This window comes from Mesorhizobium sp. RIZ17 (assembly GCF_051127865.1).
Lineage (GTDB): Bacteria > Pseudomonadota > Alphaproteobacteria > Rhizobiales > Rhizobiaceae > Mesorhizobium > Mesorhizobium humile.
This window is the reverse complement of record NZ_CP147861.1, coordinates 2,311,645-2,333,330: the sequence shown is the minus strand read 5'-3', so window position 1 is coordinate 2,333,330 and position 21,686 is coordinate 2,311,645. Positions and strand designations below refer to the sequence as shown.

General features: G+C 64.4%; 19 protein-coding genes. 8 read left to right on the top strand and 11 right to left on the bottom strand.

The window, feature by feature from the left end; all coding sequences use genetic code 11:
- Positions 1-24: 24 nt before the first annotated feature.
- The 3 genes from WDX12_RS11465 to WDX12_RS11455 all read right to left on the bottom strand — a co-directional run bounded on the left by WDX12_RS11465 (position 25) and on the right by WDX12_RS11455 (position 3,281).
- Complete coding sequence (locus WDX12_RS11465; RefSeq protein ID WP_434724946.1) at positions 25-1,605, bottom strand: 5-guanidino-2-oxopentanoate decarboxylase; 1,581 nt, start codon at positions 1,603-1,605, stop codon at positions 25-27.
- 144 nt (positions 1,606-1,749) lie between these two features.
- Positions 1,750-2,439, bottom strand: a complete 690-nt coding sequence (locus WDX12_RS11460; RefSeq protein WP_434724945.1) for a TetR family transcriptional regulator C-terminal domain-containing protein — start codon at positions 2,437-2,439, stop codon at positions 1,750-1,752.
- A complete protein-coding gene (locus tag WDX12_RS11455) occupies positions 2,409-3,281 on the bottom strand; it encodes a dimethylarginine dimethylaminohydrolase family protein (RefSeq protein WP_434724944.1) in 873 nt (290 codons plus the stop codon). Before WDX12_RS11455 ends, WDX12_RS11460 begins: the two co-directional genes overlap by 31 nt.
- Positions 3,282-3,492: 211 nt before the next feature.
- On the opposite strand from WDX12_RS11455, the gene WDX12_RS11450 reads away from it, so the two are divergent.
- From WDX12_RS11450 to WDX12_RS11425, 6 genes are all read left to right on the top strand, one after another.
- On the top strand, positions 3,493-4,308 hold the full coding sequence (locus tag WDX12_RS11450) for an ABC transporter ATP-binding protein (protein ID WP_434724943.1): 816 nt from the start codon (positions 3,493-3,495) through the stop codon (positions 4,306-4,308).
- A 57-nt stretch (positions 4,309-4,365) separates the two neighbouring features.
- On the top strand, positions 4,366-5,163 hold the full coding sequence (locus WDX12_RS11445; RefSeq protein ID WP_320294218.1) for a transporter substrate-binding domain-containing protein: 798 nt from the start codon (positions 4,366-4,368) through the stop codon (positions 5,161-5,163).
- Between the two features lie 198 nt (positions 5,164-5,361).
- Entirely contained in the window at positions 5,362-6,027 is a 666-nt protein-coding gene (locus WDX12_RS11440) for an ABC transporter permease (protein ID WP_320294466.1), read from the top strand.
- The gene (locus WDX12_RS11435; RefSeq protein WP_320294217.1) at positions 6,027-6,836 is read left to right on the top strand and encodes an ABC transporter permease; all 810 of its coding nucleotides are present in this window, start codon (positions 6,027-6,029) and stop codon (positions 6,834-6,836) included. Before WDX12_RS11440 ends, WDX12_RS11435 begins: the two co-directional genes overlap by 1 nt.
- Before the next feature lie 111 nt (positions 6,837-6,947).
- Positions 6,948-7,949, top strand: coding sequence for an Ldh family oxidoreductase (locus WDX12_RS11430; RefSeq protein ID WP_434724942.1), 1,002 nt, complete (start codon positions 6,948-6,950; stop codon positions 7,947-7,949).
- Positions 7,950-8,331: 382 nt separating this feature from the next.
- Positions 8,332-9,315: a complex I NDUFA9 subunit family protein gene (locus WDX12_RS11425; RefSeq protein WP_434724941.1), complete on the top strand. Its 984-nt coding sequence runs from the start codon at positions 8,332-8,334 to the stop codon at positions 9,313-9,315.
- A 94-nt stretch (positions 9,316-9,409) separates the two neighbouring features.
- Here WDX12_RS11425 and WDX12_RS11420 read toward each other — a convergent pair whose 3' ends face one another.
- On the bottom strand, positions 9,410-10,780 hold the full coding sequence (locus WDX12_RS11420) for a cytochrome P450 (RefSeq protein WP_434724940.1): 1,371 nt from the start codon (positions 10,778-10,780) through the stop codon (positions 9,410-9,412).
- A gap of 182 nt (positions 10,781-10,962) precedes the next feature.
- Between WDX12_RS11420 and WDX12_RS11415 the strand changes: the two genes are divergently transcribed.
- Both WDX12_RS11415 and gyrB read left to right on the top strand, forming a co-directional pair.
- Positions 10,963-11,535 carry an NADPH-dependent FMN reductase gene (locus tag WDX12_RS11415; RefSeq protein ID WP_434724939.1) on the top strand — a complete coding sequence of 191 codons (573 nt, stop codon included), beginning with the start codon at positions 10,963-10,965 and terminating at the stop codon, positions 11,533-11,535.
- 240 nt (positions 11,536-11,775) lie between these two features.
- Positions 11,776-14,247 carry a DNA topoisomerase (ATP-hydrolyzing) subunit B gene (gyrB, locus tag WDX12_RS11410; RefSeq protein ID WP_320294212.1) on the top strand — a complete coding sequence of 824 codons (2,472 nt, stop codon included), beginning with the start codon at positions 11,776-11,778 and terminating at the stop codon, positions 14,245-14,247.
- Between the two features lie 76 nt (positions 14,248-14,323).
- On the opposite strand, the gene WDX12_RS11405 is transcribed toward gyrB, so the two are convergent.
- The 7 genes from WDX12_RS11405 to WDX12_RS11375 form a co-directional block, all read right to left on the bottom strand.
- Positions 14,324-15,721 carry an NAD(P)(+) transhydrogenase (Re/Si-specific) subunit beta gene (locus tag WDX12_RS11405; RefSeq protein WP_320294211.1) on the bottom strand — a complete coding sequence of 466 codons (1,398 nt, stop codon included), beginning with the start codon at positions 15,719-15,721 and terminating at the stop codon, positions 14,324-14,326.
- Between the two features lies 1 nt (position 15,722).
- On the bottom strand, positions 15,723-16,145 hold the full coding sequence (locus tag WDX12_RS11400) for an NAD(P) transhydrogenase subunit alpha (protein WP_434724938.1): 423 nt from the start codon (positions 16,143-16,145) through the stop codon (positions 15,723-15,725).
- Positions 16,142-17,410, bottom strand: coding sequence for a Re/Si-specific NAD(P)(+) transhydrogenase subunit alpha (locus tag WDX12_RS11395; protein WP_434724937.1), 1,269 nt, complete (start codon positions 17,408-17,410; stop codon positions 16,142-16,144). The genes WDX12_RS11400 and WDX12_RS11395 overlap by 4 nt, the downstream gene beginning before the upstream one ends.
- 84 nt (positions 17,411-17,494) lie before the next feature.
- Positions 17,495-17,719, bottom strand: coding sequence for an aa3-type cytochrome c oxidase subunit IV (locus tag WDX12_RS11390; RefSeq protein ID WP_320294208.1), 225 nt, complete (start codon positions 17,717-17,719; stop codon positions 17,495-17,497).
- Positions 17,720-17,869: 150 nt separating this feature from the next.
- On the bottom strand, positions 17,870-18,019 hold the full coding sequence (locus WDX12_RS11385; protein ID WP_127866594.1) for a DUF3096 domain-containing protein: 150 nt from the start codon (positions 18,017-18,019) through the stop codon (positions 17,870-17,872).
- A gap of 90 nt (positions 18,020-18,109) precedes the next feature.
- Positions 18,110-18,871 carry an N-acyl amino acid synthase FeeM domain-containing protein gene (locus tag WDX12_RS11380; RefSeq protein ID WP_434724936.1) on the bottom strand — a complete coding sequence of 254 codons (762 nt, stop codon included), beginning with the start codon at positions 18,869-18,871 and terminating at the stop codon, positions 18,110-18,112.
- A gap of 400 nt (positions 18,872-19,271) precedes the next feature.
- Positions 19,272-21,587, bottom strand: a complete 2,316-nt coding sequence (locus WDX12_RS11375; protein WP_434724935.1) for a putative bifunctional diguanylate cyclase/phosphodiesterase — start codon at positions 21,585-21,587, stop codon at positions 19,272-19,274.
- Between the last annotated feature and the right edge of the window lie 99 nt (positions 21,588-21,686).

Below are 21,686 nucleotides of genomic sequence, written 5' to 3'. Positions count from 1 at the left end.
CCAACCGGCAGACTCACCAGCCTTTCAGTCGACGGTGATTTCGATGACGCGCGGCTTGCCGGCCGCCCGCGCGCGCTTCAGCGCCACGGCAAGACCACCGGCCCCGGCCAGCCGCTCGGCCTCGATGCCATAGGCCTCGGCGAGCTTGCAGAAATCGGGCGGCGCCGGCGACACGCCGACCGGCTCGACGCCGACATCGAGCATCGACGTTTCGATCTCGCGATAGCCGCGGTTGTTCCAGACGACGAAGATCACGGGCGTTTCGGCGTCGAGCGCGGCGCCGATCTCGGGCAAGGTGAACTGGAAGCCGCCATCGCCGGTGAGGCACACCACGGGCGCTTGCGGAACGGCAAGCGCCGCGCCGATCGCCGCCGGCGGACCGTAACCCAGCGCGCCGAAACCGGTCGCGGCATTGAACCAGCCGCCGGGACGGTCATGGTCGTAATAGAGATTGGCGGCGTAGATCGGCTGGGTCGAGTCGCCGACGATGATGGCGCCCGGCAGCGCGTCGCGGATCGTTTCCACGGCATGAACCTGCGCCAGGTATTCGGGCTTCAGTCCGGCCAACGCTGCTTTCCGCGCGGCTGCCGCGCGAGCCTCGCCGTCGTTTATCGCAGCATGGCCAGGCCCGATCGCCGCGAGCAGAGCCTCGATCGCTTCGGCGCAATCCGCCTGGATGCCGACCGTCACCGGCCGGCGCGCGATCTGGTCGGCGCCGATATCGATGCGGATCAGGTTTTTCGGCAGCACGAAGCCGCCGTCGCCATAGCCGTCATAATCGGTCGGTCCGAACTCGGTGCCGGCCGCAATCACCAGATCGGCGTCCGCCATCAACGCGCGCACCGCTTTGAGGCTGGGGCTCGCCGGCACGCACAGCGGATGCCCATGCAGCAGGCCGCGCGCATTGGCGGTCTCGACGACCGGCGCGCCAAGCGTCTCGGCCAGGCGCCGCAGCGCCGCGTCAGCCTTCCTTGCCCCGCCGCCGGCGAGGATCAGCGGCCGGCGCGCCGCCTTGATGAGCTTTGCCGCTTCGGCAATCGCCGCAGAGGCCGGAGCGGGCGGCGCGGCATTGCTGAGGGCGGCCGAAATGCCATCGGCGGGCTTCACCATGACATCGGTGGGGATCTCGATATGGACCGGACCCGGACGTGAGGAAGAGAAAACGGCGAAGGCGCGGGCGAGAGCGCCCGGCAGCTGCGCGGCCTCGGTGACACGTTCGGAAAACAGCGCGACCTTTTCCATCATGCCGCGCTGATCCGGCAGCTCATGCAGGAAGCCCAGCCCCTTGCCCAGCGTATCGGTGGCGTTGACGCCCGAGATCACCAGCATCGGCACCGAATCGGCGCGTGCCTGGCCCATGGCGGTGATGGTGTTGGTCAGCCCCGGCCCGGTGATGACGAAGGCGACGCCCGGCCGGCCGCCGGCGCGCGCATAGCCGTCGGCCATGAAGCCGGCGCCCTGCTCATGGCGCGGCGTGACATGGCGGATCTTCGAGCGCGCCAGGCCGCGATAGAGCTCGACGGTGTGCACGCCCGGAATGCCGAAGACGGTGTCGACGCCATGCGCTTCGAGCAAGGTGATCAGCGCTTCGCCGATGGTGGTCATAGGTTTCCTCCCCTTTTGTTTCTTACGCAATTCCGGACGGAAAACCGCTCTCACTTTTCCTGGAATTGCGAGAGCATGATGCCGAAAAGTGTGAAGCGGTTTTCGGACGACATCATGCTCTATCTCTTTGATTTAGAGCCGGATTCAGATTTCAGGTCGATTTGACCTGAAATCATCCGGCTCTAGCGGCCCAAGGCCGAGTTCGGCCTCGACGGCCTTGATGCCGATCGCCGCCAATTCGCCTTGCGAAAACATCTCGCCGGCCAGGCAGCCTTCGATCCAGAGCCCGTCGAGGATCGCGTTGATCGCTATGGCATGGCGGCGCAGCTCAGCCGCGTCAGGCTTGCGCCGTTCGGCGGCGAGAACTTCGGCCACGACCGCCTCCACCTCGTTGCGAAAGCCGAGATAGCCTTCGCGGTGGGCGCGGGCGAGCGACGGATCCGCGCCGGCGCGGCCGATGAAGGTTGCCCAGAGCGAGAAAACCCGCTGGTCGATGATCGGCGCGTTGAGGTTGGCGGTGACGAAAGCCGCAAGGCGTTGGCGCGGCGAGGCATCTTCCATGACCAGGGCCGCTTTCGCCTGCTCGGTCATGCGGCCCATCAATGCCGCGTAGGCCTCCTGCAGCAAGTCTTCCTTGCCCGGGAAATAGTGCCGGATCAGTCCGGCGGTGACGCCGGCACGCAAAGCGATGGTGCGCACGGTGGCGCCCTGCAAGCCATGCTCCGCCACGCTGTCCAGGGTCGCATCGATCAGGTCCTGCCGCCGCCGCTCCTCGCCCTCGCGACGGAACTTGCGGCGCGCGTTCATTGGCGCAGGATCGGCCGCGTCAGGCATGTCGGCCCGCCTTCGCAGGCGATGCAAAGCGCGTCCGCCTCGAAAACCTCAACCACGCAGCCGGCGGCTTCCATCGCGGCTTTGGTCTTGGGGAAACCTGCAACGGCAATGACCTTGTGCGGGCTGGTGGGCAGCACGTTCAGGCTGAGGCCGTTGGAGGCGGCGAACTCTTGCGGATCGCCTTCGACCAGCCGGATGCCGCGCGTCTTCAGCATCTGATAGAACGCGGCCGGCAGAAGCGGCGAATAGACCAGGGCCAGGTCATCGGCCAGCGGGCTGATCACCGACATCAGATGCAGGCACGCCTCTTCGCCCTGCCACAGCGGCAGATCGAAGCCGTAGACCGAAATGCCGAGCGGCGTCAGCAGGTTGGACACCTGCTGGATGCCTTCCTGGTTGGAGCGCACACCGCGCCCGATGACCAGCGTGCGAGCATCCACCCATACGCAGTCACCGCCTTCGACCTGGCCGGGCGCCTCGACGCGGCCGAGGACCGGAATGCCCAGTCTCTTGTAGGTTTCCTCATGCAGCGAGGGTTCCCGGGCGCGCAGGGGCTTGCCCATGGACAGGATCAGCGCGCCGCGGTCGGTCATCAGCGACGGGTCATGCGTGAACACCGAATCCGACAGGCCGTCGGCCTTGTCCTCGATCCACTCGATTTCGGCGCCGGAAGCCGCCACGAGTTCGGCCAGGCGCGCATGCTGCGAGGCGGCCTTCGCCGGGTTGAAGCCCGGGCCATAGTGCCAGGCAGCCCTGTCGGCGTCGCGCATGGCGTTGGCCGCCGAACGCATCAGCACGCGCCGCAGCGGCGCCGCCATGGACTGTGACCCGAAAGCGCTCATCGATGCCCTTTTAAGCTGAAAAAAATCGAGAAAATTTCATGAGAGGCTATTTATACACTTGCACAACAACGCCGCAAGTGCCGTAATGAGCGGGATTGACGGGCTCGCGCTGTCGGGTCCATGCTGAAATCTGGAGTGGGCAATACAGCGTAATGTTGATTAGCCGGATAGACGTTCGACGATCTGCCGTCGGCCAGATAGAGGTCACCCGGTGAGCGCGGTGGACGCTGCCGCAGTCCGATCCGGCGAGGCGCAGAACGGCGCCGCAGAAGCCATCCACGTCGAAAACCTGCACAAGAAATTCGGCCAGCTGCATGTGCTGAAGGGCGTTTCGCTGTCGGCGCGCGACGGCGAGGTGGTCGCCATCATCGGCGGCTCCGGTTCCGGCAAATCGACGCTGCTGCGCTGCATCAACTGCCTGGAGAACCCGACCAGCGGCATCATCCGGGTCAATGGCGAGGAGATCAAGCTCAAGGCCGACAGCCACGGCCACACCGTTCCTGCCGACCGCAGGCAGATCGAGCGTATCCGCTCGCGGCTCGGCATGGTGTTCCAGAATTTCAACCTATGGAGCCACATGACGCTGATCGAGAACGTCATCGAGGTTCCCGTGCATGTGCTCGGCGTCAAGCGCGACGAAGCGATCGCCCAGGCCGAGAAGCTGCTTGCCCGCGTCGGGCTGGCGGAGAAGCGCGACGTCTACCCGGCCTTCCTGTCCGGCGGCCAGCAGCAGCGCGCCGCGATCGCCCGGGCGCTGGCGATCAATCCGCGCGTCATGCTGTTCGACGAGCCGACTTCCGCGCTCGATCCGGAACTGGTCGGCGAGGTGCTGAAAGTGATCGGCGACTTGGCGCGCGAAGGGCGCACCATGGTGCTGGTGACGCATGAAATGAAGTTCGCCCGCGAGGTCGCGACGCATGTCGTCTATCTCTATAACGGGCTGGTCGAGGAGGAAGGTCCGCCGGAACAATTGTTCGGCGCGCCCAAATCCGAAAGGCTCAAGCAATTCCTCCGCAATGTCGGTTAGGTGCCGGCATCAAGCGGAGGGAAAAACCGGGAACAACAACAAACTGGGAGTCATGACATGAAGACTGTTCTCAAGACCTTTGCCGCCGCGCTGCTTCTCGGCGTCGCGGCGATGGGTGGCGCGGCCAAGGCCGAGCAGGTCAAGATCGGCGTCGCCGCCGAGCCCTACCCGCCCTTCACGTCGCCCGACGCCAGCGGCAAATGGGTCGGCTGGGAGATCGACTTCGTCGACGCCGTCTGCGCCGAAGAGAAGCTCGACTGCGTCATCACCCCTGTCGCCTGGGACGGCATCATCCCGGCGCTGACCACCAAGAAGATCGACGCCATCGTCTCTTCCATGTCCATCACCGCCGAGCGCGAGAAGACGATCGACTTCTCGGACAAGTACTACAACACCCCGACCGCGATCATCGGACCGAAGGACCAGAAGTTCGGCGCCACGCCGGACGATCTCAAGGGCAAGGTTATCGGCGTCCAGGTCTCGACCGTGCATGCCGTCTACGCCAAGAAGCATTTCACCGGCGCGCAGGAGATCAAGGAATACCAGACGCAGGACGAAGCCAACAACGATCTGGCCGCCGGCCGTCTCGATGCCGTCCAGGCCGATTCCATTGCGCTCGGCGAATTCCTCAAGACCGACCAGGGCAAGGCCTGCTGCGACCTGAAGGGCATGGTGGCCCCTGACGACGAAGTGCTTGGACCGGGCGTCGGCGCCGGCATCCGCAAGGAAGACACCGCGCTCAAGGAAAAGTTCAACGCCGGCATCAAGGCGATCCGCGCCAACGGCAAATATGACGAGATCTCGAAGAAGTATTTCGACTTCGACATCTATGGCGGCGCCACGCAGTCGAACTGACGAACCTTCCGCCTGAGTTGAGGGCATGGTGTCCGCGCCATGCCCTCGCTACCCTGCCACGCACAATTGCCGCCGGCCATTGAAGCCGGCTGACCCAGCAATTCGGGGGCGAAACTGATCGACGCGCTTCTTCCGGCCACGGCTGCCGGCATCATCGAACTCCTGTCGCCCTTCTCACCCGGCTGGGGCGGCACGTTGCTGGTCGGATTGCTGCATTCGCTCGAGATCGCCATCGGCGCCACCTGCCTCGGCTTGCTGATCGGCACCGCCGGCGCCTTCGGCAAGCTCTATGGCGGCCCGGTGACGCGCGACCTGCTGGCTGTCTACACCACAGTTGTCCGCGCGGTGCCGGAATTGGTGCTGATCCTGCTGCTCTATTATGCCGGCACCGACCTCATCAACCAGGTTCTGACGGCGATCGGCTACCAGCGCGTCGACATCAGCGGGCTCGCGGCCGGCATCTTCGTACTGGGTTTCGTCCAGGGCGCCTATTCGACCGAAGTCATCCGCGGCGCCATCCTCGCCATCCCGCAGGGCCAGATCGAGGCCGCCCGCGCCTACGGCATGTCGCCGGGCCTGATGCTGCGGCGCATCACGCTGCCGGCGATGCTGCCCTTCGCCATCCCCGGCCTTGCCAATCTGTGGCTGATCGCCACCAAGGACACCGCGCTGCTTGCGGTCGTCGGCTTCTTCGAACTGACGCTGGCGACGCGCCAGGCGGCGGGCGTCACCAAGGCCTATCTTTTGTTCTACCTCGCGGCCGGCGCGCTCTATCTCGCGCTGTCGCTGTTCTCCAACGTGATTATCGGCCGTGTCGAGGCCTGGTCGCGACGCGGCATGCCGTCCGTCAAGGAGGCGCGCTGATGTCGGCGGAAGCGAGCACGATCGACCTGGCGGCGCGCGCCTCGATCTGGCTCAAGCCGCATCGCATCGTGCTGATCCTGATAGCGCTGGCGCTGGTCCTCTGCGCCGCCTTCTTCATGCGCTGGGACTGGCTGCCGCAATATTGGGAAATGGGCCTGCTGGGCATCTGGCGGGCGCTCTGGATCCTCGCCGTCACCTGCGCGCTGGGCTTTGCGCTTGCGGTGCCGCTGGGGCTCGCCCAGGCAGGGGGGCCGTTCTGGTTCGCCGTGCCAGCGAAAATCTTCTGCACCATCATCCGGGGAACACCGCTGCTCCTGCAGCTCTGGCTGCTCTATTACGGCCTCGGCTCGATCTTCCCGCAATATCCGTGGATTCGCGAATCCTGGCTGTGGCCGTATCTCAGGCAGGCCTGGCCCTACGCCGTGGTGGCGCTGACCTTTTCCTTCGCCGGCTACGAGGGCGAAGTGATGCGTGGCGCCTTTGCCGGCGTGCCGCGCGGACAGTTGGAGGCCGCCCGCGCCTTCGGCATGAGCCGCTGGAAAATCTTCCGCCGCATCTGGCTGCCGCAGGCCTTCTACCGGGCGCTGCCGACCTTGACCGGCGAAACCGTGCTGCAGTTGAAGTCGACGCCACTGGTGGCGACGATCAGCGTCATCGATATTTTCGCCGTCTCCTCCAAGGTGCGCCAGGACACCTACCTGACCTACGAGCCTTTGCTGCTGCTGGCGCTGATCTATATGACCATCACCGGCATCCTGGTCTTCGTCTTCAGCCGGATAGAGGCTCGGATTCCGGTCAAGATCGGGTAGTAAGTAGTGAATGGTGAGTGGTGAATGGTGAATGGCCGTGGGGCTTCACTTCCCATCACACCGACTACTCACTACTGGCTATTCACCATTCACCATTCACCAAGGCTCACCATGCAACTCACTCTCGACCAGGCAACAGGCCTATGCCGGATGGCAGCGCTCGGTGCCGGCGCCAATGAGGAAGCGGCGCAGTCGCTCACCGCCTCGATCATCGCCGCGGAGGCCGAAGGCCTGTCGACGGTGGGGCTGTCGCATTTCATCGACTACCTGGAAGCGCTCGAAGCCGGCCGCATCGACGGCGATGCCGATCCAGCGATCACCCGGCCGGCGCTCGCCGTCTATCTTTCGGACGCGCGCGGCGGGCTTGCCCATACCGGCTTCGACCGCACGATCGACGACCTGGTCAAGGCGGCCAAGCTGTTCGGCGTCGCCATCTTCTCGCAGAAGAACGCCTATACATGCGGCGCGCTCGGTTATTTCACCGGACGGCTGGCCGAACAGGGGCTGGTGTCCTTCGCCGCTACCAACGGGCCGGCGGTGCTTGCCGGCTCAGGCTCGGTGAAGCCCGTCTATTGCACCAATCCGATGTCCTTTGCCTCGCCCGCCGCCGACGGGCCGCCGCTGGTCATCGACCAGTCTTCGAGCGCCACGGCCTTCGTCAACATCCGCAAGGCGGCCGAGGATGGCAACAAGATCCCCGAAGGCTGGGCGCTGGATGCCAGCGGCAATCCCACCACCGATCCGGCGGCGGCGATGAAGGGCGCGATGCTTGCCTTCGGCGGCCAGCGCGGCGCCAACATCGCATTGATGGTCGAGGTGCTGGCCGCCGGCATTTCGGGCGCCAATTGGTCGCTCGACGCGCCCTGGTTCACCGGCGGGCCCGACAGTCCCGGTACCGGCCTTTTCGTTCTGGCCATCGAGCCAAAGCTGCTCGACCCGGATTTCGAGCAGCGCATGAAGGACCAGCTCGACCGGCTGCGGCGGCGCTTTGGCGTGCATATTCCCGGACGCTCCCGCGCCGAGGCCGCCGAGAAGGCAAAGGCGCGCGGCATCACCACGTCCAGGGCGGTGGTGCAGCGCATTTCGGAATTCGCCGAGCGCTATTCGGCCTGATTTTTCCCGCGCGATTTGAACCTTTTCCCGGCCTGACACGACCCATCTGCGGCACCCCACGCCGCGAGCCGACTTGGTTGGCTTCCTCCGGCTCGCGGTTGGCGGCGCCGCGCCGGGCGTTCAGGGCGGGGGCGGGCGTGCTTGCTTCACGCCACCTTGATACCGTCTCAGGTCAGGCCGCCTCGTTGGACCCTGTTTCGGCGTGGACACTGCCCGGAAAACCCCGCTTCGGCGGGGTTTTCTGCTTCTCCAAGGCGGAGAGAGCAGCATTCCAGGCAAGTTCAAAAACTCCTCGACGGCGACCTCCGGTCGCTCTTTGCCTTTGGCGAGAAACGGATTAAGACACGGCTTCAGCCAAGCATTTACGCGCGCGGAGCCAGTCATGACCGAAATTTTGCAGACCCCCAAGCTCGTCGTCGTCTTCGGCGGCTCGGGTTTCGTCGGTCGCCATGTCGTGCGGGCACTGGCCAAGCGCGGTTATCGCATCCGGGTCGCCTGCCGGCGGCCCGACCTTGCCGGCCATGTGCAGCCGCTCGGCAATGTCGGCCAGATCCAGCCGGTGCAGGCCAATGTGCGCGTGCGCTGGTCGGTTGACCGCGCCGTGCAGGGCGCCGACCATGTCGTCAACCTCGTCGCCATCCTGCATGAGACCGGCCGCCAGAAATTCGGCGCCGTGCACGATTTCGGCGCGCGCGCCGTCGCCGAGGCCGCCCGCTCGGTCGGCGCCGGCCTCACCCACATCTCGGCGCTCGGCGCCGATCTCAATTCGCCATCCGGCTACGCCCGCACCAAGGCGCTCGGCGAGAAAGCCGTGTTCGACACGATCGGCGATGCCGTCATCTTGCGGCCGTCGATCAATTTCGGCCCGGAAGACAGCTTCTTCAACCGCTTCGCCAACATGGCGCGCTACTCGCCGGTGCTGCCGCTGATCGGCGGCGGGCAGAACAAGTTCCAGCCGGTCTATGTCGGCGACGTCGCCGAAGCGGTGGCTCGCTCGGTCGACGGCAAGATCAAGGGCGGTCAGATCTACGAGCTCGGCGGTCCTCAGGTGCTGACCTTCAAGGAATGCATGGAAGAGATGCTGATGGTGATCGAGCGCCGTCGCCTGCTGGTGCCGGTGCCGTTCTGGGTGGCAAACATCCAGGCCTCGATCCTCCAGCTGCTGCCCAATCCGCTGTTGACGAAGGACCAGGTCATGCAGCTGCGCGAGCACAACATCGTCTCGGACGAAGCCGCCAAGGCTGAGAGGACGCTTGCCGGCCTCGGCATCCAGCCGCAGGCGATGGCCACCATCCTGCCCAGCTATCTCTGGCGCTTCCGCGCCGCTGGCCAGTTCCAGCAGCGCCGGCCGATCGCCGACCGGTAATCGGAATATTCGTGTTTGTTTTGCGCAATTCCGGACGGATGGCTACGGCGAAGTCGCCGAGCCCGACCGTTTCACACTTTTCCTGGGAATTGCTTTAGCCTCGCCGCGAGACCTGCATCGGCAGACCGCCCTGCGGCTGCGTGGTGAGCTTCTGCACCGGCCATGGCCGGGTCTCGGGCGTCACGTCGAAGCGGAAGCGCGACAAAAGGATCGCCAGGGCGATGATCGCCTCCTGCATGGCGAAGCTGGCGCCGATGCAGACGCGCGGGCCGGCGCCGAAGGGCAGATACTGGAAGCGGTCGATCTTGTCGCGGTTTTCCGGATGGAAACGCTCCGGCATGAAGGCGTCGGGCCTGTCCCAGAGTTTTCTGTGGCGGTGCACGACCCAGGGCATCACCAGCACGGCGGCGTATTTTGGGATGTAGAGGCCGTTCCACGTCTCCGACTCGATCGGCTCGCGGTTGATCGAGGGCGCCGGCGGATAGAGCCTGAGTGCCTCCTCGAAAGCGGCGCGGGTGAGCGGCATGGCATCCAGCCACTTGGTCGGATCGGGCTCGCGCGCCAGCACGGCGTCGATCTCCTGCTCGACCTTGTCGCGTTCCCAGGGCGCCTCGGCGAGGCAATAGATGGTCCAGCCCAGCGCCCGCGCCGTCGTCTCGTGGCCGGCGCCGATGAAGGTGATGATGTTGTCCTCGACTTCGGCGCGCGTCAGCCCGTCCGGCCCCTCGGCGCGCAGCAGAAGCGTCAGGAAATCCTGCGGCACGCCGTCGGGATCGCGCTTCATCCGCTCCTCGCGCATCCTCACGGTGCCGGCGACGATGTTGCGGAAATAGGCCATGGTCTTGCGGCCGCGGATGCGGGTGAGGCGCGGCAGCCATTCGGGCGCGCGCAGCAGGTCGAGCGGATCGACGCGGCCCATGGTCTCGAACAGACGGTCGATCTCCCTGGCGAAGCTGCCCGGCTCGCCGGCGATCTCGCCGGAAAACAGCGTCTCGGCCAGGATGTCATAGGTGAGCAGCGTCATGTCATGGGCGACATCGGTCTTGCCGCCAGCCTCGTAGCGGGTGACGAATTCCAGCGTGCGCTTCAGCATCGGCGCGGCGAAACCGAAGATGTGGCGCGGCGTGAACACCGGAGCCATCGCCTTGCGCGAGCGCTTCCAGACCTCGCCCTCGGCGGTCAGCAGCCCGTCGCGCAGGATCGGGCGCAGGATCAGCTGGCGCACCATCGCCATCTTGTAGTTTTTTGCGTTGTCGATCAGCACGTGGCGGATGAGGCCGGGATCGTTGGCGACGATCAGATGTCCACCGACGCCGTTCGCCGAGACCCACGGCTCGTTGTAGGTATGCTCGCCCCACAATTCGAGCGGGTTGCGGTAGACGATGCGCATCATCTCCAGCGTCGAGGGCGGCTGGGCGCGCGGCTTCGGCGCCGGCGGCACGAAGGGGGCGGGCTTGGTGTCCATGAGGCATGCTCCGCTGACAGCGGCAAATGTAGTGCCCCATGAAGCCGGCGTCCATGTGACTGGGCGGCATATCCGGCTGCCGCACACTCGCCGGAATGTGACCGGCACCGACAAATGCCTGCTTGTTGGCGGTGGAGGCTTGCTTTAGTCACCAACGGATACCGTCAAGCAAGGAGCCGCAAGTGAAGCAACGCCTGGACATCATCATCGGCAGCACGCGGCCGGGACGCGCCGGTCCGATCTTCGGCGAATGGCTCGAGGGCTTCGCGCGCCAGCATGGCAAGTTCGAGCCGGTGCTGACCGACATCGCGGCGTTCAACCTGCCGATGCTCGACGAGCCGCACCATCCGCGCCTGCGTAAATACGAGAACGACCATACCAAGGCCTGGTCGAAGGCGATCGATACCGCCGACGCCTTCGTATTCGTCGCGCCGGAGTACAACTACTTCGTGGCGCCCGCGATCGTGAACGCCATCGACTACCTGATCCATGAATGGCGCTACAAGCCGGCGGCGATCTTCAGCTATGGCGGCGTGTCCGGCGGCCTGCGCGCGGCGCAGGCCCTGAAGCCGCTGCTCACCTCCGTCGGCGTCATGCCGATCCCGGAAGGCGTCGCGCTGCCGGCCTATGCGACGCTGCTCGATCAGGATCGCGCATTCCATCCGAGCGGGCAGGTGCAGGGAGGCACCAGGACGATGCTCGACGAACTGTCGCGCTGGAGCGAGGCGCTGAAGGCGCTGCGCGCCGCCGCATAGGCGCGAAACTCCCAGCGAAGGCAAGTTGCGAGACCGCGTTTCGGCGCGGCTTCCCCGGTCGGACACGCCAATACGCGTGCAGCATCTCGCGCCGACGCGAAGACGTCGCTCGTCAAGCCGGCAAAATGGCCGCAAACCTTGGAAAAGCAGCCGTTTGCGCCTATATCTAGGACATCAAAACGGCGCGATTCGGGGCCATTTTTCCGCGCTGGACCATCGGCATCAATCAGACAGGTTTTCATGAGCGACCAGACCGAAAGCGCCAATGGCGCGGAAGCCGAGTACGGCGCCGATTCCATCAAGGTTTTGAAGGGGTTGGATGCCGTGCGCAAGCGGCCGGGCATGTATATCGGCGATACCGATGACGGCTCGGGCCTGCATCACATGGTCTATGAGGTGGTGGACAACGCCATCGACGAGGCGCTGGCCGGCCACGCCGACCTCGTCTCGGTGACGCTCAACCCCGACGGTTCCGTCACCGTGATCGACAATGGTCGCGGGATTCCGACCGATATCCACCCCACAGAGGGCGTTTCGGCGGCCGAAGTGATTATGACGCAGCTGCATGCCGGCGGCAAATTCGACCAGAACTCCTACAAGGTTTCCGGCGGCCTGCACGGCGTCGGCGTCTCTGTGGTCAACGCGCTTTCGGCATGGCTGAAGATCAAGATCCGCCGCAACGGCGAGATCTTCGAGATGAGCTTCACGCACGGCAACGCCGACGCGCCGCTGAAGGTGACCGGAAGCTACGAGCAGGACAAGCGCCCAGGCACCTATGAGGGCCGCAGCGGCAGCGAAATCACGTTCTTCCCGTCGGCCGAGACCTTCACCATGGTCGAGTTCGACTACAGCACGCTGGAGCACCGGCTGCGCGAGCTCGCCTTCCTCAATTCCGGCGTGCGCATCGTGCTGACCGACGCCCGCCATGCCGACATCGTGCGCCACGAGCTGCATTACGATGGCGGCCTGGAGGAGTTCGTCAAATATCTCGACCGGGTGAAGAAGCCGCTGATCGAGACGCCGATCGCCATCCGCGCCGAGCGCGACGGCATCACCGTCGAAGTCGCGATGTGGTGGAACGACAGCTACCATGAGAATGTGCTGGCCTTCACCAACAACATCCCGCAGCGCGACGGCGGCACGCATCTGGCTGGCTTCCGCGCGGCGCTGACCAGGCAGATCACCGGCTACGGCGAATCGTCCGGCCAGACCAAGAAGGAAAAGGTATCGCTGACCGGCGACGATTGCCGCGAAGGCCTGACCGCGGTGCTTTCGGTCAAGGTGCCGGACCCGAAATTCTCCTCGCAGACCAAGGACAAGCTGGTCTCGTCCGAGGTTCGCCCTGTCGTGGAGAGCCTGGTCAACGAGGCGCTCGGCACCTGGCTGGAAGAGCATCCGAGCGAAGGCAAGGTGGTGGTCGAGAAGGTGATCCAGGCGGCCGCGGCGCGCGAAGCGGCGCGCAAGGCGCGCGACATCACCCGCAAGAGCACGCTCGGCGTCACCTCGCTGCCCGGCAAGCTCGCCGACTGCCAGGAACGCGATCCGGCGAAGTCGGAAATCTTCATCGTCGAGGGTGACTCGGCCGGCGGCTCGGCCAAGGGCGGGCGCTCGCGCCAGAACCAGGCCATCCTGCCGTTGCGCGGCAAGATCCTGAACGTCGAGCGGGCGCGCTTCGACCGCATGCTCTCCTCCGACATGATCGGCACGCTTATCACCGCGCTCGGCACCTCGATCGGCAAGGACGAGTTCAACGCCGACAAGCTGCGCTACCACAAGATCATCCTGATGACGGACGCCGACGTCGACGGCGCCCATATTCGCACGCTGTTGCTCACCTTCTTCTTCCGGCAGATGCCGGAGCTGATCGAGCGCGGCCATCTCTACATCGCCCAGCCGCCGCTCTACAAAGTGACGCGGGGCAAGAGCTCGCAATATCTCAAGGACGAAAGCGCCTATGAGGAATATCTGATCGAGTCCGGGCTGGACGAAGCGTCGCTGACGCTGGCTTCGGGCGAGGTGCGTACCGGACAGGACCTGCACAGCGCCATCGATGATGCGCTGGCGGTGCGCCAGCTGATCAACGGTCTGCACACACGCTACAACCGCAGCGTCGTCGAGCAGGCGGCGATCGCCGGCGCGCTCAACGCCGATGTGCTTGCCGATCTCGGCCGCGCCAACGCCATGGCCGAGCGCGTCGCCGAGCGCCTCGACATGATCGCCGAGGAGACCGAGCGCGGCTGGACCGGGCGGCTGTCGACCTCCAATGACGGCTCCGGCGGCTATGTGTTCGAGCGCACCGTGCGCGGCGTCAAGGACGTCGCCCAGCTCGATGCCGGGCTGATCAATTCCGCCGACGCGCGCCAGCTCGACCGCTACGCGGCGCGCCTTGCGGAAATCTATGGCGCGCAGCCGACGCTGCGCCGCAAGGAGACCTCTGAGACGATTTCGGGGCCGCTGGCGCTGCTCAATGCGGTGTTCGCCACCGGCCGCAAGGGCCTGACCATGCAGCGCTACAAGGGTCTTGGCGAGATGAATGCCGAGCAGCTCTGGGAAACCACGCTCGACCCGAATGTGCGCTCGTTGCTGCAGGTCAAGGTCAACGACGCGACCGACGCGGACTCACTGTTCTCGCGGCTGATGGGCGACGAGGTGGAGCCGCGGCGCGAGTTCATCCAGGACAACGCGCTGTCGGTCGCCAATCTGGATATTTGAGCAGGCAGGTCGACAATTTCCGCAACAAAAAGGCCGGCAAAATGCCGGCCTTTTTGTTGCGGAAATTGCGGCTGGATCAATGATCCATCGCCTTGACGATTTCTTCGGTCATCTTCTTGGCGTCGCCGAGCAGCATCATGGTGCCGTCCTTGTAGAACAGCGTGTTGTCGATGCCGGCGTAGCCTGAGCCGAGCGAGCGCTTGACGAACAGGCAGGTGCGGGCCTTGTCGACGTCGAGGATCGGCATGCCGTAGATCGGCGAGGATTTGTCGTCGCGCGCGGACGGGTTGGTGACGTCGTTGGCGCCGATGACATAGGCGACGTCGGCCTGCGCGAATTCGGAGTTGATGTCCTCCAGCTCGAACACCTCGTCATAGGGCACGTTGGCTTCGGCGAGCAGCACGTTCATGTGGCCGGGCATGCGGCCGGCGACTGGATGGATGGCGTATTTGACCTCGACGCCGGCGGCCTTGAGCTTGTCGGCCATCTCGCGCAACGCATGCTGCGCCTGGGCGACCGCCATGCCGTAGCCGGGCACGATGATGACCTTCTGCGCGTTCATCATCAGATAAGCGGCATCGTCGGCCGAGCCCTGCTTGACGGTGCGCTCGATGCCGTCATCGGCAACCGCGGCCGTCTCGCCGCCGAAGCCGCCGAGGATGACCGAGATGAAGGAGCGGTTCATGCCCTTGCACATGATGTAGGACAGGATCGCACCGCTGGAGCCGACCAGCGCGCCGGTGATGATCAGCGCCAGGTTGCCGAGCGTGAAGCCGAGAGCCGCAGCCGCCCAGCCGGAATAGGAGTTCAGCATAGACACCACGACCGGCATGTCGGCGCCACCGATCGGGATGATCAAGAGCACGCCGAGCACCAGCGAGGCGGCGACGATCAGCCAGAAGACGAGCTTGGATTCGGTAGTGACGAGCAGCACGATCAGCACCACCAGGGCGACGCCGAGGGCGATGTTGATGAGATGGCGGCCGCCGATCATGATCGGCTTGCCCGACATGCGGCCGTCGAGCTTGAGGAAGGCGATGACCGAGCCGGTGAAGGTGATGGCGCCGATGGCCACACCCAAGCTCATTTCGACAAGCGCCTGGGCGTGGATGTCGCCCGCCGTGCCGATGCCGAAGCTTTCCGGCGCGTAGATGGCGGCGGCCGCCACCATGACGGCGGCAAAGCCCACCAATGAGTGGAAAGCGGCGACCAGCTGCGGCATCGAGGTCATGGCGATGCGGCGCGCGGTGACCGCGCCGATGCCGCCGCCGATGGCGAGGCCGAGCACGATCAGGCCGAAGCGGCCGGCCGACGGGGTCGCCAGCGCCAGCGTGGTGGCGATGGCAATGCCCATGCCGATCATGCCGTAGAGATTGCCCTGGCGGCTGGTGGTCGGATGCGACAGGCCGCGCAGCGCCAAGATGAACAGGATGCCGGAGACGAGATAGAGGAAGGAAGCGAGATTGACGGTCACGTCACTTGTCCTTCTTCTTGTACATGGCGAGCATGCGCTGGGTGACCAGGAAGCCGCCGAAGATGTTGACCGAGACCAGCACCAGCGCGACGAAGCCGAAGCCCGCGGCGAGGCCGGAAGCGGCAATCCCGACGGCGAGCAGCGCGCCGACGACGATCACGGAAGAGATTGCGTTGGTGACGGCCATCAGCGGCGTGTGCAGCGCCGGCGTCACCGACCACACGACATAATAGCCGACGAAGATCGCCAGCACGAAGATGGCGAAACGGAAAACGAAGGGATCGATGGCGCCGCCCGAGAGCGCATGCGCCGCGTTGCCTGCCGCCTCGCCGGCGGGTGCGTTGGCGAGATCCTGCACCGCAAGGCGAACGGCGGCGGTCGCCTGATCGAGCTGATCGAGGGCTTTCTGCAAGGCATCCATCATGCGGTCCCTTCTGGCTTGGTCGAGGGCGACTTGGCTGCAGCTTTCCTTTTCGGCGCCGGTTTCTTGTCGGAAGCGTCGGCGACGATGGTCTTGGCCGGTATCGCAGCCGGCTCAACGCGCGGCTCTTCGGCTGCCTTGGCGAAATTGGGATGCACGACCTTGCCGGCGTCTGTCAGCATCGTCGCCTTGACCAATTCGTCGTCGCGCTTGATCGAAAGCTGCTTGGTCGTCTTGTCGACCATGGTCTCGAGGAAGGCGTAGAGGTTCTTGGCATAGAGCAGCGAGGCCGAGGCCGCGACACGGCCCGGCACGTTGAGATGGCCGACGATCTTGACGCCGTTCCCGGTCGTCACGACCTTGCCGGGCACCGCGCCCTCGACATTGCCGCCGCGCTCTACCGCAAGATCGACGATCACCGAGCCGGGCTTCATCGAGGCGACCATGGCCGCCGAGACCAGCTTCGGCGCCGGGCGGCCGGGGATCAGTGCCGTGGTGATGACGATGTCCTGCTTGGCGATGTGCTCGGCTGTCAGCGCCGCCTGCTTGGCTTGGTATTCCTTCGACATCTCCTTGGCGTAACCGCCGGCGGTCTCGGCCGCCTTGAACTCCTCGTCCTCGACCGCCAGGAACTTCGCGCCGAGTGACTGCACCTGCTCCTTCACTGCCGGACGCACGTCGGTGGCGGTGACGACGGCGCCGAGACGGCGCGCGGTGGCGATGGCCTGCAGGCCGGCGACGCCGACGCCCATGATGAAGGTCTTGGCCGCCGGCACAGTGCCCGCCGCGGTCATCATCATCGGCAGCGCGCGGTCATATTCGGCGGCCGCGTCGATCACCGCCTGGTAGCCGGCAAGGTTGGCCTGCGAGGACAAGACGTCCATCGACTGCGCGCGGGTGATGCGCGGCATGAACTCCATGGAAAACGCCGTGATGCCAGCCTTGGCCATCGCCGCGACGGCGGCGTCGTTGCCATATGGATCCATGATGGCGATGACAGTGGCGCCGGATTTGTAGCCCTTCAGCTCCGCATCGATCGGCCGGCGCACTTTCAGCACGACATCGGCCTTCTTGGCATCAGCCGCTGTGCCGATCGCGCCGCCGGCGGCAGTAAAATCCTGGTCGGGGATGCGCGAGCCGAGGCCGGCGCCCTTCTCGACGATCACGTCGAAGCCGAGACCCGCCAGGCGCTTGACCGTTTCCGGCGAGGCTGCGACGCGCGGCTCGTTCGGGTCGACCTCACGAGGGATGAATATGATTTGTCCCACCGGACGATCCTTTCGGCTGGAACCTTGATTGCGCAAGGCGTCGGCCGGACGTCCGGCGACGTCGAGGGCAATGGGCTGGGAAGTCTACCGCAGAATGAGAGTGCCGACGGCCATGATCAGGATGAACAGGATGGTCGCCGAGAAGAAGCCGCCGACAAAGAAGCCGAAGGCCATTGCGATAAGGATGGCGGCGCAGAACAGCGAGCCGTATTTGGCAAGACCGAGGAAGCCCTTGTAGGTACGGTCATGCTCGGCATAGTCCATCTGCGCGCCAAGCTCGACAGGACCGGTCGGCGAGTGATCAGCCATGGAAGTACCCCTTCGAAAATGCCTTTGAGGCACATAGCGAAAAGCCGAACCAAGAGCAATGGCGCTATTGCCGCACAGCCGGCGACAACAGCCTCAAATGAAAGTTGAAATTGGATGGCGTGCTTTCGTCCGCGCGGCCGACGTGGGATTTCAGCTGGCGAGATGGGGAAAAAGGCCGAGCAGGCCGACGACGATCAGGTAGAGCGCGACGATGTAATTGAGGAGCCGCGGCATCACCAGGATCAGCACGCCGGCGATCAGCGAGATCAGCGGCGTCAGTGCGAGCGAATGGATGGTCATGCGGAAACCTTTCCTTTGACAGGCGATCGCCCGTCAGACGGGCTGCGGACCGGATAACGGCTCAGCCGGCGAAAGGTTCATGGCCTGCGTTCAGGCAGCGGTGCGATAGTATTTCGCCGTCGGCAGAATGGTGAGGGGCGTCAGCCGGTTGATAGCCGGATTACCGAACATCAGCCGCTGCTCCATCGGCGTCGAATTGTAGAACGGGAACCGCTCGAGCGTGCGGCGCATATTCTCGCCGGCAGGGATTTCGAACAGCGCGATCGGAGCAAGAACGCCCGGGAACTGCTTGGCTTCGCTCCTCTGCACGGCATTGAAGAACCGGGCATAGAAATGAGAATGCTCGACCTTGACCGGGGTCAACACCGAGTCCTGGCCAAAATAATTGGAGGCCACCATGGCGATCCGGAGCGTCAGGAAAGGCAGAACGCCGGGCGCCGGCGCGGCATCGGGATCGGTTGCGAAGCGGGTGCCGTCGATGAAGGTTTCCCCCCGGGCGAGCCGCGGAAGCAACACTTCCGGATAGGCGTCAATTGAAGGTGAGTATGGCTGTTCACTGGAAATATAGTGAAAGCGCAATGTGCTGACCAATTCGCCATAACAATAGACGCCGAAGCGGTAGGAATTGGGCAGATTATCCCAACGATCCTCGAACATCCCACTGGCGATCGGACCGCACATGCCTGATTTGAGATAGGACTGATAGCGAAGCCGGTAGATCGCTTCCAGATCTTCGCCCCCGGTAATGAGGCGATATTCGACATGCTCCAGGAGTTGCATCATCGTTCGGTTGAGCAGGGAATCAGCCTTTGAGCTGACGCCAGCCGACGCACCCTTAGCCGCAGCTTCCATTATTGTCCGTCCTCGAATTCCGCCTGTGAACAGGCTATTCGAGTTGAAATGAGACACAAGCTGAAAATTCGAGATTGCTGATTTACCATCTGTTAACCTTAATGACCGCGCTCTTTTGGTCGATCTTTGCACAAGAAAAGAGCAAGGTTCGGCTCTGGCGGTTCACACGGCCTAGAGTCAGGTTGCCAAGATCACTTCGAACTCAGAGCTTGAAAACGCCGAGGCGAGGCGAGTTTAGACTACGCTGGAGCGGTCAGCGTTCTTGAGAACGCGTAACCGCAACGCCGGAGAGCCCTTTGCGCTTTTCTTGAAACTCTTCTTTTGATCGACGCAATTAGGGACGGGAGGCTACGGCAAAGCGCCGAGCCTAACCACTTCACACTTTTCCTGGAATTGCTTCTTAGCTGGCTGTCCTTTTGCCGGCGATGTGCAGGTCCGCGGCAAATGGCCATGTGACGCTCGACATCGTCTCGATGCCCGACGCGCTGAGTGCGGCGCCGAAGAGAAAGCCCTGCACGAAGTCCGGCTTGACCAGATGGACCAGCGTCTTCAACTGCTCGAAGGTCTCGACCCCTTCGATGGTGACGGAAAGCCTCAACGTCCGCGACAGGCTGACGATGCCTTTCAGAAGATCGAGCGACTGCCGGTTCTGGTTGATATCAGCCAGGAAAGAACGGTCGATCTTGATCTTGTCGAGCGGCAGCTTGTGGAGATAGCTCAGGCTGGAGTAGCCGGTGCCGAAATCGTCAAGCGCGATATGCACGCCGAGCGCCTTCAGTTCCTCGATCGACTCGCGCGTCAGCGACTTGTCGTCGAGCAAGGCGGTCTCGGTGACCTCGATTTCGAGCCGGTGCGCCGCGAGGCCCGATTTGACCAGGGCGTCCGCAACCTTCTGGACGATGTCGCGACTGCGGAAATCCTTGGCTGAGAGGTTGACCGACACGCTGGTCTGGGCCGGCCATTTGGCGCACTCGGCGCAGGCGGCCTCCAGCACGAACGTGCTGATGTCGGAAACGATGCCCATCTCCTCGGCTAAAGGGATGAAGACGCTGGGCGAGATCGGGCCGAGATCGGGATGATCCCAGCGGCAGAGCGCCTCGCAGCTGGCGATGCGCATGGTGCTGACGGCCACGATCGGCTGGTAGACGACGCGCAAATCCCCGGCCTGCACGGCATTGCGCAGGTCGGCCTTCATCAGCTGGCGATTGCGGAAGGCGGCATCCATGGCCGCCTCGAACAGCCGCCAGCTGTTCTTGCCGAGCTCCTTGGCCTTGTAGAGGGCTAGGTCCGCCTTGACGATCATGGCGTCCGCGTCGGTGTCCTTGACCTTGGAAAGCACCGCGCCGCCGCTGGCCTGGATGCGCAGCCCGTGGCCGGCGACGTCCACTTCGCCCTGCAGGTCCGCGAAGATGCGGTCAAGCAGGGTGCTGAGATGGCTCTCGTCCTCGACACGGTCGAAGAAGATCATGAACTCGTCGCCGCCGAAGCGGCTGACGGTGATGCCCGGCCCGGCGACCGCCGCGAGGCGCTCGGCGACGGCATAGATCAACCCGTCGCCAACCGGATGGCCGAGCGTGTCGTTGACGCTCTTGAAGTCGTCGAGATCGAGCACCGCGAGACCGCAGAGCCGGTCCTGGTCGCCGGAGGCCATGGCCTCGCCGACCAGTTCGTGGAAATAGGCGCGGTTCGGCAGGCCGGTCAGATTGTCGTAGCGCGCCATGAAGCGGATTTTTTCCTCCGCCTCGACGCGGGCCGTCACGTCCTCGAAGGTGATGACGCCCAGTTCCTGGCTGCCTTCGCGGGCGGAGAATTCGTAGTGCTGGCCGTTGGCCAAGGAGACCAGCACCTTGCGGTCGCGGCCTTCGCGCAAGGCGCGCGTCAGCTGCGCCTCGATGTAGCGGCAGTCTTTCGGCGCCAGCATCCCCCCGGCGACGCCGCGCATCAAAAGACCGTGGATCGAGCGTCCAAGCAAGGCATCGCCCGATTTCAGCGACATCAGGCGGGCGGCTTCGGCATTGGCCACCGCGACGCGCCCGTCGGGCCCCAGCATGACCAGGCCATGCGACATGGTGTTGAGCGCGCGATCGAACCGGCGCGTCAGGTTCCTGGCCTGCTTGTGACCGATGACGGCGGAGAACAGCACGTTGCGTACATGATCGGCGCTGTTGATGGTGATGAAGGTCAGCGGGATGATCATCAGGCCCAGCAGCACCGACGGGAAATCCATGCGCAGCAGAAGTCCGAGCGCCGCGGGACCGATGAAGGTCACGGAGAATATCCGCACCATCTGCGGAGAGCCGTAGTTGCGGCCGACAACCGTGACCAGGGTCGCGATCGTCAGCGACGTGGCGGCCAGCTCGGCGAAGGGGTCGGGATAGACATAGATCGATATGAAGCAGAGCGAACCCAGGCCCAGGCCCTGCAGGCTGCCCTTTAGGATGTAGTTGCGCTCCCACCACTGGGCCTCTTCGACATTGGCTATGGTGCCACCCGCCTTCAGGAAGGCGCGAATGCCGAAATAACGGAAAAGGCTGATGGAGAGCAGACCGAAAGAAAAGGCCAGGAACAGCGGATTGTGCGTCCGCCAATAGATCATGAATCCGAGGATCCAGTAGCAAACGCCACCGATCACCAGCATGTGCGCGTTGTCGAACAACGACCGCACAAACTGGATATAAACATCCGCCGGGATGTTCTCGGTCTTTGTTCTACCCATGCCGTTGGCCCAACACTACGCCTTGTCATGCCACACCCGCCTTAAGAAAGGCTTAGAACGGCGCTCGGCCACGGTTGCGCAGGGTTGCGCTACGAGAGG

Excerpts from the sequence above, each read along its gene's own strand:
- WDX12_RS11445 (WP_320294218.1), top strand. The coding sequence starts at position 4,366 with ATGAAGACTGTTCTCAAGACCTTTGCCGCCGCGCTGCTTCTCGGCGTC.
- WDX12_RS11385 (WP_127866594.1), bottom strand. The coding sequence starts at position 18,019 with ATGACCATCCATTCGCTCGCACTGACGCCGCTGATCTCGCTGATCGCC.
- WDX12_RS11460 (WP_434724945.1), bottom strand. The coding sequence starts at position 2,439 with ATGCCTGACGCGGCCGATCCTGCGCCAATGAACGCGCGCCGCAAGTTC.
- WDX12_RS11400 (WP_434724938.1), bottom strand. The coding sequence starts at position 16,145 with ATGATGGATGCCTTGCAGAAAGCCCTCGATCAGCTCGATCAGGCGACC.
- WDX12_RS11390 (WP_320294208.1), bottom strand. The coding sequence starts at position 17,719 with ATGGCTGATCACTCGCCGACCGGTCCTGTCGAGCTTGGCGCGCAGATG.
- gyrB (WP_320294212.1), top strand. The coding sequence starts at position 11,776 with ATGAGCGACCAGACCGAAAGCGCCAATGGCGCGGAAGCCGAGTACGGC.
- WDX12_RS11465 (WP_434724946.1), bottom strand. The coding sequence starts at position 1,605 with ATGACCACCATCGGCGAAGCGCTGATCACCTTGCTCGAAGCGCATGGC.
- WDX12_RS11455 (WP_434724944.1), bottom strand. The coding sequence starts at position 3,281 with ATGAGCGCTTTCGGGTCACAGTCCATGGCGGCGCCGCTGCGGCGCGTG.
- WDX12_RS11430 (WP_434724942.1), top strand. The coding sequence starts at position 6,948 with ATGCAACTCACTCTCGACCAGGCAACAGGCCTATGCCGGATGGCAGCG.
- WDX12_RS11435 (WP_320294217.1), top strand. The coding sequence starts at position 6,027 with ATGTCGGCGGAAGCGAGCACGATCGACCTGGCGGCGCGCGCCTCGATC.
- WDX12_RS11380 (WP_434724936.1), bottom strand. The coding sequence starts at position 18,871 with ATGGAAGCTGCGGCTAAGGGTGCGTCGGCTGGCGTCAGCTCAAAGGCT.
- WDX12_RS11375 (WP_434724935.1), bottom strand. The coding sequence starts at position 21,587 with ATGGGTAGAACAAAGACCGAGAACATCCCGGCGGATGTTTATATCCAG.
- WDX12_RS11425 (WP_434724941.1), top strand. The coding sequence starts at position 8,332 with ATGACCGAAATTTTGCAGACCCCCAAGCTCGTCGTCGTCTTCGGCGGC.
- WDX12_RS11420 (WP_434724940.1), bottom strand. The coding sequence starts at position 10,780 with ATGGACACCAAGCCCGCCCCCTTCGTGCCGCCGGCGCCGAAGCCGCGC.